The 16,145-nt window shown below is 64.7% G+C and carries 12 protein-coding genes; 10 read left to right on the top strand and 2 right to left on the bottom strand.

Annotated features, from left to right (window positions below; all coding sequences use genetic code 11):
- Nucleotides 1-24: 24 nt before the first annotated feature.
- The 9 genes from RIA68_00060 to RIA68_00020 all read left to right on the top strand — a co-directional run bounded on the left by RIA68_00060 (nucleotide 25) and on the right by RIA68_00020 (nucleotide 13,839).
- Nucleotides 25-3,219 carry an efflux RND transporter permease subunit gene (locus RIA68_00060; GenBank protein ID MEQ8315826.1) on the top strand — a complete coding sequence of 1,065 codons (3,195 nt, stop codon included), beginning with the start codon at nucleotides 25-27 and terminating at the stop codon, nucleotides 3,217-3,219.
- A gap of 125 nt (nucleotides 3,220-3,344) precedes the next feature.
- The gene (locus RIA68_00055) at nucleotides 3,345-3,920 is read left to right on the top strand and encodes a potassium channel family protein (protein MEQ8315825.1); all 576 of its coding nucleotides are present in this window, start codon (nucleotides 3,345-3,347) and stop codon (nucleotides 3,918-3,920) included.
- A 41-nt stretch (nucleotides 3,921-3,961) separates the two neighbouring features.
- Nucleotides 3,962-5,371, top strand: a complete 1,410-nt coding sequence (locus RIA68_00050) for an efflux transporter outer membrane subunit (protein ID MEQ8315824.1) — start codon at nucleotides 3,962-3,964, stop codon at nucleotides 5,369-5,371.
- Nucleotides 5,368-6,690: an alpha/beta hydrolase gene (locus RIA68_00045; protein ID MEQ8315823.1), complete on the top strand. Its 1,323-nt coding sequence runs from the start codon at nucleotides 5,368-5,370 to the stop codon at nucleotides 6,688-6,690. Before RIA68_00050 ends, RIA68_00045 begins: the two co-directional genes overlap by 4 nt.
- Nucleotides 6,674-6,943: a hypothetical protein gene (locus tag RIA68_00040; protein MEQ8315822.1), complete on the top strand. Its 270-nt coding sequence runs from the start codon at nucleotides 6,674-6,676 to the stop codon at nucleotides 6,941-6,943. The genes RIA68_00045 and RIA68_00040 overlap by 17 nt, the downstream gene beginning before the upstream one ends.
- A complete protein-coding gene (locus RIA68_00035; GenBank protein ID MEQ8315821.1) occupies nucleotides 6,936-9,521 on the top strand; it encodes a PAS domain-containing protein in 2,586 nt (861 codons plus the stop codon). The genes RIA68_00040 and RIA68_00035 overlap by 8 nt, the downstream gene beginning before the upstream one ends.
- Nucleotides 9,518-10,738 (top strand): SpoIIE family protein phosphatase, encoded by a 1,221-nt coding sequence (locus tag RIA68_00030; protein ID MEQ8315820.1) that lies wholly within the window; start codon nucleotides 9,518-9,520, stop codon nucleotides 10,736-10,738. The genes RIA68_00035 and RIA68_00030 overlap by 4 nt, the downstream gene beginning before the upstream one ends.
- A gap of 727 nt (nucleotides 10,739-11,465) precedes the next feature.
- On the top strand, nucleotides 11,466-12,803 hold the full coding sequence (locus RIA68_00025; GenBank protein MEQ8315819.1) for an amidohydrolase family protein: 1,338 nt from the start codon (nucleotides 11,466-11,468) through the stop codon (nucleotides 12,801-12,803).
- A gap of 109 nt (nucleotides 12,804-12,912) precedes the next feature.
- On the top strand, nucleotides 12,913-13,839 hold the full coding sequence (locus RIA68_00020; GenBank protein ID MEQ8315818.1) for a hypothetical protein: 927 nt from the start codon (nucleotides 12,913-12,915) through the stop codon (nucleotides 13,837-13,839).
- Nucleotides 13,840-13,884: 45 nt separating this feature from the next.
- Here the strand turns inward: RIA68_00020 and RIA68_00015 are convergent, their stop codons facing one another.
- On the bottom strand, nucleotides 13,885-14,670 hold the full coding sequence (locus RIA68_00015; GenBank protein ID MEQ8315817.1) for a type 1 glutamine amidotransferase domain-containing protein: 786 nt from the start codon (nucleotides 14,668-14,670) through the stop codon (nucleotides 13,885-13,887).
- Between the two features lie 132 nt (nucleotides 14,671-14,802).
- On the opposite strand from RIA68_00015, the gene RIA68_00010 reads away from it, so the two are divergent.
- Nucleotides 14,803-15,030 carry a hypothetical protein gene (locus RIA68_00010; protein ID MEQ8315816.1) on the top strand — a complete coding sequence of 76 codons (228 nt, stop codon included), beginning with the start codon at nucleotides 14,803-14,805 and terminating at the stop codon, nucleotides 15,028-15,030.
- 1 nt (nucleotide 15,031) lies between these two features.
- Here RIA68_00010 and RIA68_00005 read toward each other — a convergent pair.
- The coding region (locus RIA68_00005) for a GC-type dockerin domain-anchored protein (protein ID MEQ8315815.1) at nucleotides 15,032-16,145 on the bottom strand (1,114 nt) is incomplete at its 5' end.

The raw sequence follows: 16,145 nt of genomic DNA, 5'->3' as shown, positions 1-16,145 counted from the left end.
GCACTCCTCGCAGGGAGACCTTCCATGAACCTTGGCGAACTGTCCATCCAGAAGAAGACGATCGTATTCGTACTCGCGATCGTCTCGATCGTTGCCGGAATACTCGCGTACGGGAAGCTCGGTCGTCTCGAGGACCCCGAGTTCACGATCAAGGAAGCCCTGATCGTCACGCCGTATCCTGGCGCCTCGGCCGAGGAAGTAGAGGCAGAAGTCTCCAACGAGATCGAGAAGGCGCTGCAGCGTCTCGGGCAGATCAAGCGTGTTGAGTCGACCAGCACGCGTGGGCTCTCGATCGTGCACGCCTACGTGCGTGACGAGTACGACAAGTCTCGCCTGCCGCAGGTCTGGGACGAGTTGAGGAGAAAAGTGCAGGCGGCCCAGGGCAGCCTCCCTCCCGGGGTACAGACTGCCTTGATCGATGATGACTTCGGCGACGTGTACGGGGTCTACGTGGCGATCACCGGCGATGGCTACGAGGCCCACGAGCTCAAGGACGTCGCAGACATGCTGCGGCGAGAGCTGCTCCTGGTACAGGACGTCAAGCGGATCGTCTTCTGGGGTGACCAGCGAGAGGCCGTCTACGTCGAGATGAACCGTGAGCGACTAGCCACGCTCGGCATCACGCAGGAGCAGATCTTCTCGACACTCCGTGCGCAGAATTTCGCAGTCGACGCGGGCCGTGTCTCCGTTGGCTCCGAGTTCATCGCGGTCACGCCGACTGGCCGGTACGAAAGTGCTCAAGAGCTCGCGGACCTCCTCATCAGCGACGCCGGTGACAACGCGCAGATCCGGCTTGGAGACGTCGCCAAGATTCGTCGCGGGTACGCCGAGCCATCTGAACGCATTCTCAGGCTTAGTGACACCCGCGTCGTCCGAGACGGCATCGAGATGCCGTACGAAGCGGTCGGTGCCGATGTGGTGTCGGAGGAGGATGTGTCCGTCGACACGGTCTCCACGAACGCTCGCGCGATCGGACTCGGGGTCTCCACGGTCGCGGGCGGCAACGTCGTAACCATGGGCGAGGCCCTCACTGCACGGCTCGACGAGATTCAGTCCGAGATCCCGATCGGGGTCGATCTTCACGTCATCGCGCTGCAGCCTCAAGCCGTGACGAAAGCGGTCAGCAGCTTCGTCATCAACCTTCTTGAAGCGATCGCTATCGTCATCGTGGTCCTCTTGCTCTTCATGGGACTCAAGAGCGGGCTCCTGATCGGGTTCATCCTCTTCCAGACCATCTGCGCCAGCTTCATCATCATGGAGATGCAGGGCATCATGCTCCAGCGCATCTCGCTGGGCGCGTTGATCATCGCTCTCGGGATGCTCGTCGATAACGCCATCGTCGTTACCGAGGGCATGAAGACGAAGATCGAAGCGGGTGTCCCCAAGATCCAGGCCGCTCGCGACGTGGTGTCACAGAATCAATGGCCGCTGCTCGGCGCAACCTTCGTCGCTGTCATCGCGTTCGCGGCGATCGGGGTGTCTCCAGACGATACCGGCGAGTTCTGTCGGTCGCTCTTCCTCGTGCTGATGATCTCGCTGCTGATGAGCTGGCTCACCGCGGTCACGGTGACTCCGCTGATGTGCTCATTGCTCTTCAACGCGAAGCCCGGTGCCGCAGACGAGGCCAAGGACCCCTATAGCGGGATCTTCTACCGGGTGTACCGCGGCGCGCTGAAGGGCGTCATCAAGGTCCGTCCTATCACAATCGTCGCCGTCGTCGGACTATTCGCAGCATCGATCTACGGCTTCACGAAGCTCCCCGACGGCTTCTTCCCCGCCTCCTCCAGCCCGCAGTTCACCGTCGATCTCTGGATGCCCCAGGGAACGCACATCGATGCTACAGACGAGGCCGCCAGCCGCCTGGCCGCGTTCGTGTCGGATCGCGAGAACACCAGGACCGTCGCGAGCCACGTCGGAGAAGGCGGAGCCCGCTTCAAGCTCGTCTACACGCCCGAGCAGCCCAACGCCGCGTACGCCCAGCTGATCGTGAACGTGTTCGACTTCGGCGGCATCGACCAGGACGTCGCCGAGATCGAGGCGTGGGCCCGGGAGAACCTGCCGGACGCTCTGGTCTACGGCAAGCGGTTCAAGATCGGCCCCGGCAAGGGGGGCAACATCCAGGTTCGTTTCTCCGGCCCGGACGCGGACATCCTCCGTGCGCTCGCCGAGGAAGCATCGGCGATCATCGCGAGTGACCCCGCGACCAAGTACGTGCGTTCAGACTGGCGGAACCGCGAGAAGGTGAGTGTCCCCATCCTCGACGAGGAACGGGCCCGTCGCAACGGGATCACCCGGCCCATGGTCGCCGACCGCATCCGTGCCGCGTTCGAGGGTCTCCCGGTCGGCGTCTTCCGCGACGTTGATGGCACCAGCGAAGACCGATTGCTCGAGATCATCGCGAGGGCACCACAGGATGAGCGCGGTGAAGTCGCCAATATTCAGAATCTAAGCATCTTCTCTCCGGCCGCGAACACGAACATCCCCATCCGCCAGGTCCTCACGGGGTTCGAGACCGCATGGGAAGAGCCGATCATCCGACGCCGAGATCGGGCCCGCACGATTACGCTCCATGCCGACCAGGTCTCGGGTGAGACCAGCGTGCTGTGGAACGAGGTGGCCCCCAGGGTCGAGTCGATGTTCGAGGCCAAGCGGGCCTCGGGCGAGCTGGGCTCCGAGTATCAGCTGGCCTGGGGCGGCGAGTATGAAGACTCGAACAACGCGATCGGCGCTCTGGCGAACAGCATCCCCGTGTTCGTCGGGGTGATGGTGCTCATCGTCATCGGGCTGTTCAACAACCTTCGCCAGCCGCTGATCATCTGGCTGACGGTGCCGCTCGCCCTGATCGGCGTGACGGCGGGCCTGTTGCTGTTCAATCTCCCCTTCGGCTTCATGGCGTTCCTCGGGGCACTGAGTCTCTCGGGCATGCTCATCAAGAACGCGATCGTCCTGATCGACCAGATCAATCTCAACCTGTCGAACGGGATGGACACCTACAACGCCGTCATTGACTCGGGCGTCAGCCGCATGCGACCCGTCATGATGGCCGCAGCTACGACGGTGCTCGGGATGCTGCCGCTCGTCACGGACGTGTTCTTCCAGGGCATGGCAATCGCGATCATGTTCGGGCTGACCTTCGCGACCGTGCTGACGCTCCTTTTCGTGCCAACTCTGTACATTACCTTCTACGGTGCTCGACCGCCGGCGGAGTCGGTGTCATGACTGCGCGCATGTTCGCAACACGGCGCTATCCCGCCCTACCCCTTATTAGCACGACGGGAACGTTGCTGGTCGTATATCCGGTCCTGCCAGATGGCTTGGCCGGGGACGCCGCGGTCGGTGTCCTGATGCTCGCTCTCATCGTGTCGGGCGTGCTGACGCTCCGCGGCACGGGCAAGCACATCGTCATCGCATCGCTGCTCGGTGCCGTCGGCGTGGGCTCCCATGCGATCTTCGCCACCCTCACCCACCAGGCTGACGCCCCGCGTGCCGAGCTCGTGTCGGCGTGTACCAGCGTCCCGTTCTTCACGTATGTCGCGTGGCACTCGTTGCGGTATGCCTCGAAGCACGCACGCCTCACCGATGATCGGCTCCTCGCGGCGGCGTCCGCATACCTGCTCCTCGGCCTTGCGTGGAGCGGCGTGCATGCGTTCTTCACGCTCATCGACTCGTCGTCGTATGCATCGCCCGGTGGAAGCGAACTCGACTGGGGCGAGCTCATCTACTTCAGCTACATCACGCTCACAACCCTCGGGTACGGCGACGTCACGCCGAGAACCGAGCCGGCCCAGGCCGCCGCCACCATCGAGGCGATCTCCGGCGTGTTCTTTCTTGGCTTCCTCGTCGCCCGCATGCTCGCCATACCCCAGGGCGACGAAGCGGCACGCACCGTTTCTGACCATCCCTCGGAGGTGACGCCGTGAACCATCGCTCCGTCCGATCTGCCGCTTGTGGGGTGTGTTTGGTGGTCGCACTACCGGCCTGCACGGTCGGCCCGGACTACAACGCCCCAGAGACCCCCGTGTCCACCGAGTGGAGCGGTCCGGCTGAACAGCTCTCACACGCCCAGAGCGGCTCCCTCTCCACGTGGTGGGACCAGTTTGATGACCCAGTCCTGACCGAATTGATCGTACGGGCCGCGTCGGCTAACAAGGACCTCCAGCGTGCCGTCGCCCGCATCGACGAGGCACGGGCGCTCGCCGGCGTGGCACGTGGTGCGCATTACCCGCAGGTAGACGCCTTCGCAACGTACGACCGTCTTCGAGAGAGCGAAAGGACCGCCGGGGCCGTCCCGAGCAGCGATGCAGTCGACAACTACGCCTTCGGGCTCGACGCCTCGTGGGAGATCGACGTGTTCGGCCGCATCCGGCGATCGGTGGAGGCGTCTCGAGCGGAGTGGGATGCATCGATCGAAGACTACCGCGCGGTGTCCATCGCTCTCTTCGCCGAGGTCGCGACCACGTACTTCGAAGTCCGAACCCTCGAAGAGCGCCTGGGCGTCGCCCAGAGAAACGTGAAGATCCAATACGATTCACTGGACATCGCGCGTGCACGCTTCGAGGCCGAGCTCGTGTCCGAGCTGGACGTCATACAGGCCCGTGTCCTGCTCGCCGAAACCGAATCGACCGTCCCTGCACTGATCGAAGCTGCCGCCCGGGCGAAGAACCGGCTCAGTGTGCTGCTGGGTGACCAGCCGGGCTCTCTGAATCCCGTCCTCGCGCAGTCCTCAGGGATTCCTGAGCCGCCCGAGCAGCTGCTGATCTCGACACCCGCGGAAGTTATCCGCCAGCGACCGGACATTCGCCGCTCGGAGCGTGAACTCGCGGCACAGACTGCTCGCGTCGGAGTGGCGACGGCCGAGCTGTACCCTCGATTCTCGATCTCCGGCAGCTTCGGTTTCGAGTCTGAGAGCTTCGGGAGCGACTTGTTCACTGGAGACGCGCGAGCGTTCAGCGTTGGTCCCCGAGTGCGACTGCCCATCTTCAATTCGCGTCGACTTCGAAACCTGGTCGACGCCGAAGACGCGCGGTCTCGTCAGGCTCTGATGGCGTACGAGCAGGCAGTTCTGACCGGGCTCGAGGAAGCCACGAGCGCGATCGAGGGTCTGGTGCGCGAGCGTGAGCGAGAAGTCTTCCTGCGACAGTCGGTCGACGCCGCCTCGGAGTCCGCGGCTCTCTCAGACGAGCTCTATCGCGCGGGACTCTCCGACTACCAGCGCGTCCTCGAAGCCCAGCGAGCGCTGTTCGACTCGGAAGACGCGTTGATCACGAGTGAGGGCCGCCAGGCCGCCAATGTGGCCGAGCTGTACCGCTCGTTCGGGGGAGGCTGGGCGCTCGCCGACCAACGCCTCGCGAAAGAGGAGTCCCAGAAATGAAGTATCTCCGCATCCTGCCCGTGCTGATCGCTGCTGTGCTGCTTGGGAGCGGCTGTTCTTCGAGGCAGTACCTGATGCCCACGCCCACCGTGATCGCCGAGGGCGCACACGATCCGTTCGCACTCACCACGGCAGCTGAGCAGCGGTCGACAACCCCCGTCTTTGTCGTGAGCGGGCGCGAACCATCCGGGCGAACGAGCCCGGCACGGTTCTACTCCAACGATCGAAGCCGCGTGCTCAGACTCGGTCGAGCCGAGCTCGAGATCGGCGCTGGTCTGACCTGGCCGGAACTGGTCGACGCGTCCCGGGACCCCCGACGCAGCACCGGTACTCGGATCGAGTTCTCGAGCTTCGAGGAATACGGCCTGCTCTGGGCGAGCGTTCCGCCCCCCGACCTGGGATTCACTCGCGACTGGACCGCGCCCGACAGCAGCCGCGAGCCCGCATCGGCGTTCGCCGAGGCGATCAACGACCAGCTCCTGTCCACTGGGAGCGACGATGCCTACATCTTCGTCCACGGGTTCAACACCGACTACACCAAGAACCTCGGCATCGCGGCCGAGATCTGGCATTATTCCGGACGCCGAGGCGCCATGCTGAGCTTCGCCTGGCCGTCCGAGCACAGCCTGTTCGAGTACCAGGCGGACAAGGCGAACGCGGCCTACGCGACACGGCAGTTCCGCGAGTTGCTGCGCTTCCTCGTCGAGCACACCGAGATCGGCCGCATCAACATCGTTGCCCACAGCGCGGGGAACCCGATCGTTGTTGAGGCGATGCGAGACCTGCGGCTCATGCACTACCAGGCCGATCAGGTATCGCTGCAATCCGCGACGCGGATCGGCCGGGTCGTGCTCGCGGCGCCGGACATGGACCTCCTCCGGGCGATCAACGCGACCCTGGACGGGTTCGACGAGTGCGCCGAGTCGGTCGTCATGTACGCCAGCACCCGAGACACGGCGCTGAGTCTGTCCTCCATGATCTTCAGCGACACACGCCTGGGCGCATCCGTGAAGCGGCTCTCGCCCGAAGAGCAGCGGGCGCTCCGCAGCGTGCAGTCCTTCGAGGCGGTCGATGTGTCCAGGGCACAGAAGAAGCACAGCACGTTCCTCGGGCACAGCTACTACCACCAGAACCCGTGGGTGAGCTCCGACATTGGGCTCTACCTGACGCTGGGGCTGACTGCCAGCGAGCGAGGACTCGAACGCGATGAAAAGACGGGCTTCTGGGTGTTCCCGCCTGACTACGAGTCCCGACTCCAGGAACACGAACTCGGGGCACGCTCCGCCCAACGCGAGAACCATCATGAACAGGCACACTAATCACTCGGCCGGTTTCTGGAACTTCGTCGCGCGCGTTGCCGAGAGCCCCGTCTTGACCATGGGTGCAGGGGTCCTGCTGTTGCTCACCGCCGGATGGGAGATCATCGAGGGTCTCGGCGAGGGGTTCGCCCCGGGCGCCCACCACGGGCTCGCCATGTTCGGCCTCGTGCAGGTCCTCTCCGCGATGCCACACTGCCTGCACGGCGTCAAGCAAATGCACGAGAGCCACAGCCGGAGATCGGGCCATGGCTGAATCTGACCGGCCGTCAGGTCCCGGGCGGAGCACGGACGATGACCTGTACCGAAGCTTCGCCGCCAACATCCCGGGCATCGCGTACCGGGCGACGCTTTCAACGGAAGCAGGCCTGCTGCTCGTCGAAGGAGATAGCAAGCCGATCTGTGGGCTGCCCGTGGAGCACTTTCGGATCGGTGGCCTCCAGGCGATGCTCGACATCGTCCTTGAAGAAGACCGGCAGCAGTTGCTCGATGCCCTGGAGCGATCCGCACGGACGGGCGACTCGATCACCCTCGAGTACCGGATCAGGCACGCTGACGGCTCCATTCGCTGGGTGTCCGACTCCATGCGACCGATCCACGACGACTCGGACACCTTCCTCTACCACGATGGAATCGTCCTTGACGTGACGGAACGCCGCGCGACCGAAGAGAAGCTCGACAGCCAACGCCAGCTGCTCGAGAACATCATCGCCAACATCCCGGTCTTCGTGTTCTGGAAGGACCGGGCCTGCAGGTACCTCGGGTGCAACCAGCTCGTCGCTGACATCGCCGGCCTGGACTCGCCTGCCGGCCTCGTCGGAAGGGACGACTTCGACGACGTCATGCCTTGGACGGCAGAGCAGGCCCGTGCGTTCCACAGAGACGACGTCGAGGTGATGGAGTCCGGCCAGACCCGGATCAACGTCGAGGAATCGCAGACGCAAGCCGACGGCACCACCGCCCACCTGCTCACCAGCAAGGTCCCGCTTCGTGGGGAGAACGGAGAGGTTTCCGGCTTGCTCGGCCTCTCTTTCGACATCACGGAACGGCGAAGAACGGAGGAGCGCCTCGACCTCGCCATCCGCGCCGCCAACGAGGGCCTCTGGGACTGGAATTTGATCACCGACGAAGTCTTCTTTAACGACACGACATTCTCGATGCTCGGCTACGAGCGGGGCGACGTTGAGCACACGCTGGACTCGTGGAGGAGCCTGGTGCACCAGGACGATCTCGCCCATGCACTCACAGCGATCCAGCAGCACCTTGATGGTCTCACGCCCAGCTACCGATGCGAGATCCGTGTTCGAGCATCTGATGGCTCGTGGCGGTGGATTCTCGATGTCGGTGAGGTGACCGACCGGGACAGTTCAGGGCGGCCGGTCCGCATGATCGGTGTGCACATCGATGTCACCGAGCTTCGCGCGGCCCGAGAGCGTGCCGAGGCTGCAGACCGGGCCAAGAGCGAGTTCCTCTCGAACATGAGCCACGAATTGCGGACGCCATTGAACGGTGTGCTCGGCTACGCCCAACTCCTCTTGCGCGACGCCAACATGACCGGCGAGCAGCGTCGGAGCATGTCGGCGATCCAGAGTTGTGGACAACACTTGCTCACCCTGATCAATGACGTGCTCGACCTCGCCAGGATCGAGAGCGGCAAGCTCAGAATCGAGATGGAGGACACCGACCTCCAGAAGCTGCTTACGAGCGTCAGAGACGTCCTTGCCCAGCGAGCCACCGAGAAGGACATCGCTCTCTGCCTTGACGTTTCGCCCGAGGTGCCACGCGGCGTCTCGACGGACGCGACCAAGCTGCGCCAAGTGCTCGTGAATCTCGCCGGGAATGCCATCAAGTTCACAAGCGGGGGTTCCGTCACGCTTCGCGTCTCCGAGCCAGCCATCGGGACGCTTCGTTTCGAGGTCGAGGACACCGGTGTCGGCATGACGCCGCAAGAGCTTGACCGGGTCTTCGAGGCGTTCGCTCAGGCCGATGCTGGCAAGCACGCCGGGGGAACTGGTCTCGGGTTGGCAATCTCCAGGAACATCGTCGCGGCGTTGGGCGGAGAGATCGAAGCAACGAGCGAGCCGGGCATCGGGTCACGCTTCCGGTTCGATATCCCGCTCCGCGAAGTCGAGCTCGACCTGAGCTCGCCCGCCCCGGCCGGACTGGACGATCAGACCTCGATCGCCGTACCGGCCGGACGGGTGCTGCGGGTCCTTGTCGCGGACGACCGCCCTGAGAACCGAGACATCGTTGAACAGATGCTCGCGCTCCCGGGCATCGAGGTGACTTCAGTGGACAACGGTCAGGCGGCCGTTGAGCAGGCGGAAGTCCTGTGGCCCGATGTGGTTCTCATGGATGTCCGAATGCCGGTCATGAACGGCATCGATGCGACGCGTGCTATTCGTGGCAAGAACGCCCTCTCGCAGATCAAGATCATCGCGATATCAGCGAGCGTCTTCGAGAACCAGCGGCGGCAGATCCAGGACGCGGGCTGCGATGGGTTCCTCGGCAAGCCCCTGCAGGCCGCGGAGCTGTACGGGACCCTTGCGGAGCTGTGTGACCTTGAGCTGACCACAGACCAGCCGTTGGCTGGTACCTCCTCCGAACCTCAACCGCCCCTATCCGCCGATCTTTCGGCACGTCACGGCGCCCGCCTGGCGTCTCTGGCGTCCGTTGGCGATGTCTCCGCGATCGAGGCGTTTGCCGGGGAACTGGCCGCGGCCTCCGATCCCGAGCGTGCGCTCGCCGAGCGCATCGCCGGACATCTAGCAGAGTTTGACCTTGACGCACTCCGACTCCTGGCCGAGCAACTCTCAGCAACGGAGCAGCCATGAGCACACCAGAGAATGCCGTATCCACCGTTCTGTTGGTGGACGACAACGCCACCAACCTCCAGGTGCTCTTCAAGACGCTGCAACCCAGCGGTCACCGATTGCTCGCCGCAAAGAGCGGTGAGGAGGCCGTAAAGACCGCTACGCAGATAACCCCAGACCTCATCCTGCTCGACATCATGATGCCGCCGGGGATGGACGGGTACGAGACACTCAAGAGACTGAAGTCAGAAGCTGCGCTCGCTGATGTGCCCGTGATCTTCCTCTCGTCCCTCGACGCAACCGAGAGCAAGGTGAAAGGGCTTGAGCTTGGTGCTGTTGACTACATCTCGAAGCCGTTCGAGGCGGCGGAGGTCACCGCGCGTGTCGACACACACCTGAAGCTCAGGCGACTGCAAGCCGAGATCACGCAGCGGAACGAACAGCTCGCCCAAGCCAACAACCGCATGAAGTCGGACCTTGAGGCCGCGGGCCGGGTGCAGCAGGCGCTCCTCCCGCGCTCACTGCCTGATTGCGACGGCTACGACTTCGGATGGGCATACCGACCCTGCGACGAACTCGGCGGCGACGCCCTGGACATCTTCAAGATCAACGACGACACCGTGGGCTTCTACCTGCTCGACGTGAGCGGGCACGGCGTCCCCGCTTCACTGCTGGCGGTGACCGCGACACGCAGCCTTCAGCCCAGGCCCGACCGCTCATCGATCGTGCTGGAACCGGGGTGGGACCCGGGGTCGGCGAAGGTCGTGCCTCCGGGCGAGGTCATCCGCCGGCTGAACGTCATGAACCCGATGGACGACGACCGGAATCCGCACTTCATCACGATGATCTACGGGCTGCTCCAGTTGTCGTCCGGCTCCATCCGGTACGCCTGCGCCGGCCACCCCGGACCGATTGTCGTTCCGAGCGATGGCGCACCGCGGATCGTCGACGGGGGCTCACCGCCGGTCGGGCTCATGGCGGACGCCGAGTTTGAGGAACTGGAACTCCGGCTCAAGCCGGGGGACCGCATCTACATTCACTCGGACGGCCTGAACGAGCAGCGCGACGGCCGCGGACAGGAACTCGGGCGCGAGCGATTGCGGGATGCTCTGGCTTCAGTCGGCGACGGAGCCATGACGTCGGCAGACTTAGCCATCGGCCGCGTTGATTCATGGTCGGGTGCCGAGGAGATCGGGGACGACCTTTCCATCGTGGCACTGTTCCGTGCGACTCGGTGACTTCGTCGATCTCCAGGTACCCATGCCGCCCAAACGCTCCACATCGTAACGCCAGCGTCGCCACCCCACCGTCGGATCGCAGCGAGATGCGGCCCCGGACAGCCGAGCCCTCGCCGCCGATTCGGTGCGGAGCCGCTGAGATGAAGTGCATTCGTAGCACAACCGATGGATCCTGAACACGACCGGCTGTGCCGTCGCTCGCAAGTGATCGCACGAGGGCGAGCTAGGACGACGCCGGGAGAGCGGGGGTGACCGGACACTCAGCATCCCAAGCTATTCCCAAGCTGCATTTCGACGGTTCGATCCCGTTCACCCGCACTTTCCTGTCCGACACAGCCTGCTCTTGAGTGAGTGCCGCCCGGTCGCCGGCAAGCGGCACCAGGCTGCGCGTTCTCGGCCTCGAGTGTTCCCGAAGCCACACGCAAAAGGGAGTGATTCCCGAGGCGTAGTGCAGTCGGATCGCTTAGTCGGCTCGCGATCGGACTCCTGGCTTTACTCGAGCAACGCATCGGGCGTATGCTCGTTTCTGCTATCCTTGATGGAGCTCGGCCGTCCAGGTGACCCGGTTGTCCCTTTCTCTTAACCGAGCAACGACGTCGCGCATCTGTTGCGAAGGAGTTTGCACGTGGAGTGGCGCCGGTCGAACATCCTTTGTGTCGCGTTGGTGTTGTGCTCTGCGGTCTCATGTTTTGCGCAAGAGCCATCAGTGCTGCTGAGGGACGTGTCCGTGGTCACCGTCGACGGCGAGCACGCGCGGATCATCGACAAGACCGATGTACTCTCCCAGAATGGCATCTTTGCTGCGATCGGGCAGTCTGGCACGATCGCAGCTTCAGATGCCGTCCTGGAGGTCGAAGCGACGGGCATGTTCCTCATCGCTGGCCTTGCCGATGCCCACGTGCACTTCGATTTCTCTGAGGTTGCAGCGGACGCTCAGTCACAGTTCGTGCGCGAGCCAAACGATATTCTCTGTCGGCTCTACGTTGCGCATGGAGTCACGTTCGTCCGTTCGATGTGGGGTACGCCGAGCATCGTCGAACTACGCGATCAGCTGAACGCCGGAACACGCATCGGGCCATCGATGATCACGACCGGGCCACTCCTCACGCAGGCTTCCGCCATCCCGACTCGGATGCTCGGCAGTATCGACGATATCCGCCCGATACTCGAAGAACACACTCGCTTCGGATACGACGCACTGAAGATCCATTCGAGTCCTGAGGCGGCAGGATGTACGTTGCTCGTTGATCAAGCCGCGCAGTTAGGCATCCCCGTCTACGGTCACGTTCCATTTACGCTTGGTCTTCAGGAAGCACTGGATCTACCGGGTCTGCAAACGGTGGAACACGTCGTCACGTTCTGCGGCGCGAGCGTGCGAGACGGTTCACCCGCACAGGGCGCCCGGTGGCCGCAAATGATGGAACTCTACAACGACCAGGACGAAGAGAAGCAGCGCTTCTGGGCGGCACGAGCGCGTGAATCCGGGAAGTGGATCTGCCCGACGCTGACAACGAGTCTGACCGAGGGAATGCTCCTCGATGAGTTTGATGACTACCTTGACGAATTCGACGACGACCTCGTGACGGCCTCGACGATCGAGTACTGGCGTCAATCCCTAGGCGGCGAAAAGACGATGTATGTGCGATCCAACATTGATCTTCGTGGTTTGTACGAGGCGCCTCGGGCGATCGTCGCAGCCTTGATCGACGCCGACGCTCGCATCATTGCCGGCACGGATACGCCGGCCCGGCCTGGCATCGCTGGCCGCTCCCTGCACCTGGAACTGGCAGAGTACGTCGAACTCGGCATGACACCCGCCCAGGCCCTTTCGGCCGCGACGGTCGACGTCGCCAGGGCCCTTGATCAAGAGCAAGTGATGGGCCGGATCGCGGTCGGACTGCGAGCCGACGCGGTACTCCTCAGGGGCAACCCGCTTGAGGACATCGCCAATCTGTCTGAGATCGAGGGCGTGTTGCTCAGGGGCGAGTGGCTCGACCGAGATGCGCTGGATGCGCTCCTCGAAGAAGCAAGATCGCTCGTGCAGGCAGCGAACGACTCGGGATGACGTTCGCCGACGGGTGGTAACGCGTCGCGCGTCTTGAATACCGAGTTCTTTGGACTATCGCGCTGGGCTGGCGGCGGTAAACGCGTCGCTCCAACAGTAGGGAAAGACCGTGACCTCACGCAGCGTGTTTGGAATCATCATGGGCTTGTACGCCGGCTTCGCGCTCGCATCGCCGCTCGCTGCGCAAGAGGCACCGGAGATGATCGCCCCGGGCGTGGTCTCGACCAGCGATGGCGAGCACAGCCCCACGTTCGACCCGCGCCGCGGCGAGCTCTACTTCATGCGACGCACGCCCGGGCGCTTCGACTACACCATCATGGCCTCGCGGCTCGTCGACGGCGAGTGGAGCGAGCCGGCGGTCGCTCCATTCTCGGGCGAGTACCGCGACGCCGGCCCGTCGCTCTCGCCCGATGGCTCGACGCTCGTCTTCGACTCGCGAAGGCCCAACGCCCCCCTCCGCGAGGGCAGCATCGACCTCTGGCAGGTGACGCGGACCGACGACGGCTGGACGGAGCCGGCGTTGCTGGTCGAGGCCTCGCGAGATGCGGCCGACGAGCCCACGGCCGGCCGAGACGAGTTCGGCCCGCTGCTCACCCGAGAGGGAGACCTGTACTTCTACAGCTTCCGAAGGCCCGATCGCGGCGGCAGGCACCTGCGCATCCGTGCGGGCGCGCCGGACGTCGTCGAGCACGCCGCCGAACTGCCCGACCCGTCGGCTGGCACGTTCGTATGCTACACGACGCTGTCGGCCGACGGCAACCTCGTCGTCTTCGAGGGCCGCGAACGAGCCGGCAGCGCCACCGACCTCTTCGCTGCCCGACGCGACGAGGACGGCCAGTGGGGCGAGCCCTTCGCACTCGAGGCCATCAACACCCCCGCCGGAGAGGGCACGCCATACCTCTCTCCCGACGGCCAGAAGCTGTTCTTCGCGAGCGACCGGCCCGCCGAGTCCGGGGACGCGGAAACCTCCAACCTGTTCGTGGTCGACCTCGACGCGGCGCTCGCACGCGAGCCCGAGCGAGATCGCGGCAACTGACGCAGCCAGGGGATTGGCGCCGACGGACATTACCGCCGGCGACGGTCAGCCGTCTTCGTTCTCCGCCGCCACACGCACCACCGCCTCGGCCGCACCCCGAGCCGAAGCGGGGTTCTGTCCCGTCACCAGCCTGCCATCGACAACGACGTTCTCCTCGAAGTTGCCCGCACCGACGAACTCGGCGCCCAGCTCGCGCAGCCGCGTCTCGAGCAGGAAGGGCATTGCGTCGACGAGCTCGACCGCCGCCTCCTCGTCGTTGGTGAAGCCCGTGACGCGCCGCCCCGCGACCAGCGGATCCCCGCCGCGGGCCCGCAGGTTCACGAGCGCCGCCGGGCCGTGGCACACGGCGGCCACCACGCCGCCGCTGCGGTAGACGCCCTCGGCGGTTTCCTGCACGCCCGGGCCTTCTGGGAAGTCCCACATCGTGCCGTGCCCGCCGGCGAAGAAGATGGCCTCGAACGCGCTGGCCTTCATGCTCGTCAGCCGGGCCGTGCCGGGCACCACGCCGTCTCGGGCGAACCGGTCGAGGAAGTCCTGCCCCTCCTCGTCGGGGTCGGTCACGCTCCGCGGATCGATCGGTGCGTCCCCGCCCTCGGGGCTGGCCAGCACGACGATCCACCCGGCCTCGTTGAACACGTGCCAGGGGTGGGCCGCCTCGGCCAGGAAGAAGCCCGTCGGCTCGCCCGTGTCGCCCATGTCGCCGTGGTTGGTCAAGACCAGCAGCACGGCCGGGCGGGCGTCGGTCGGGGCCAGCTTGCCGCCCTGGCAACCCGCGAGCACGCCTCCAAGGCCCAGGGCGACCACCATCAGGACTGTCCGGAAACTCGCCATCGTGCCGCCTCCTGTGCCCCGAACCGGTACCCCGGAACGAGCGATTCTGCCGAAAGCTGAAACCGGGCCGCGCAGGCCCCCAAGAATGTGGGCGGATGCGTGGGACCGGCCCGGCCGGCGGAGGGTATCGCGATGGAAACGATCATCCAGGAGATCGTGCGGGAAGGCGGGGTGTTTTGGATCGTCGGCGGGGCGATCGCGATCATCGCGATCGTCTTCGGCATCGTCGGCAGCACCGTCAAGTCGGTCTCGCGCGAGAAGACCCGCCGCGAGATCGCCGCCTACATCGCCGAGGGCTCGATGACCCCCGAGCAAGGCGAGAAGCTCATGCGCGCGGCCCCGCCAGACGACGACGACTGAGTCAGCCGCAGCCGGCGCCGAACGCCGTCTGGAACGCCAGGAAGTCGAAGATCGTCAGCTCGCCGTCGCCGTCGAAGTCGGCGAGTGGGTCGCCGTCCTGAAAGAGATTGAGGAAGGTCAGGAAGTCGAAGATGGTGAGGGCGCCGTCCAGGTCGAGGTCCACCTCGCAGATGAGGCACTCGAAGTCGTAGGCGTAGCCCACCCCGGTGATGGAACCGCCGGAGGCGCCATCGGGGGCTCCGACCAAGGCGTGTTCGCCGTTCGCAACCACGCTTGCACCCGCGCGACCTCCAAGGCTGCCCGACTCGGGAAGCCTCCCGGTCTGGAACCACAGCCCGTCGCTGTCGCGCTGAAACACGTACGCACCTGACCTGCCGGACGCACCAACCATAAGCAAGCCATTCGCAAGCGACATCGACGTGCCGAAGAAGTCGTTGCGTTCCAGGGGATCATCGTGCGTGAACTGTTGCTTGAGTAGCCATTGATCGCTTTCGAGCTCGTAGGCGTAGACAGCACCTTGGCCGGCAAAGTCTCCCGTGGCATTCGGTGCACCCGCGAGCAGAGTCTGCCCGTCAAACGCGAGCGATGCTCCGAGCCGGCAGCGGTTGGTTTCCGGATCCGGCGGAGTAAGCTTCTCCGTAAAGGCAAAGCTGGTCTTGCCAGTGCGCTCGAAGACGTACACCGCACCGACGCTGCTCGCGATCGAATCCTCCAACGGCGCCCCGACGAACAGCCAGTCCTCGGTCAAGAGCATCTCGTTGCCAAACGTGCGTCCGCCTGTAGGCCCGTCCGGAGCCACCAGCCGATCACGCGAAAGCCACTCGCCCCCGACCCGCTCGAACACATAAGCGCCAAAGTCCTGCTCGACGAGCGCAACGTCGCCCTGGAGCAACACCGACGAACCAAACTCGCTGGCAAACCGCGGCGCGGGCGATGCCAGCCGGTCCATTTCCTGCCACGAGCCTTCCGAGTATTCGTAGACGTAGACCCCGCCCGCGTCGGGCAGCACGTAATCGGCATAGATCGAACCGACGATCAGGCGCGTGCCATCCACCGACATCGACGTCCCGAACCCGTCGCCGAACGCGGCTTCCGGCGGCACGATGGTCTGGGTG

The sequence above is a fragment of the Phycisphaerales bacterium genome, assembly GCA_040217175.1.
GTDB lineage: Bacteria > Planctomycetota > Phycisphaerae > Phycisphaerales > UBA1924 > JAHCJI01.
The sequence above is the reverse complement of the archived record's forward strand: the minus strand, read 5'-3'. Positions and strand labels throughout refer to the sequence as shown.

Bases quoted from the DNA above. Each gene is read 5' to 3' on its own strand.
- RIA68_00035 (MEQ8315821.1), top strand. From the start codon at position 6,936: ATGGCTGAATCTGACCGGCCGTCAGGTCCCGGGCGGAGCACGGACGAT.
- RIA68_00030 (MEQ8315820.1), top strand. From the start codon at position 9,518: ATGAGCACACCAGAGAATGCCGTATCCACCGTTCTGTTGGTGGACGAC.
- RIA68_00055 (MEQ8315825.1), top strand. From the start codon at position 3,345: ATGCTCGCTCTCATCGTGTCGGGCGTGCTGACGCTCCGCGGCACGGGC.
- RIA68_00040 (MEQ8315822.1), top strand. From the start codon at position 6,674: ATGAACAGGCACACTAATCACTCGGCCGGTTTCTGGAACTTCGTCGCG.
- RIA68_00045 (MEQ8315823.1), top strand. From the start codon at position 5,368: ATGAAGTATCTCCGCATCCTGCCCGTGCTGATCGCTGCTGTGCTGCTT.
- RIA68_00060 (MEQ8315826.1), top strand. From the start codon at position 25: ATGAACCTTGGCGAACTGTCCATCCAGAAGAAGACGATCGTATTCGTA.
- RIA68_00010 (MEQ8315816.1), top strand. From the start codon at position 14,803: ATGGAAACGATCATCCAGGAGATCGTGCGGGAAGGCGGGGTGTTTTGG.
- RIA68_00015 (MEQ8315817.1), bottom strand. From the start codon at position 14,670: ATGGCGAGTTTCCGGACAGTCCTGATGGTGGTCGCCCTGGGCCTTGGA.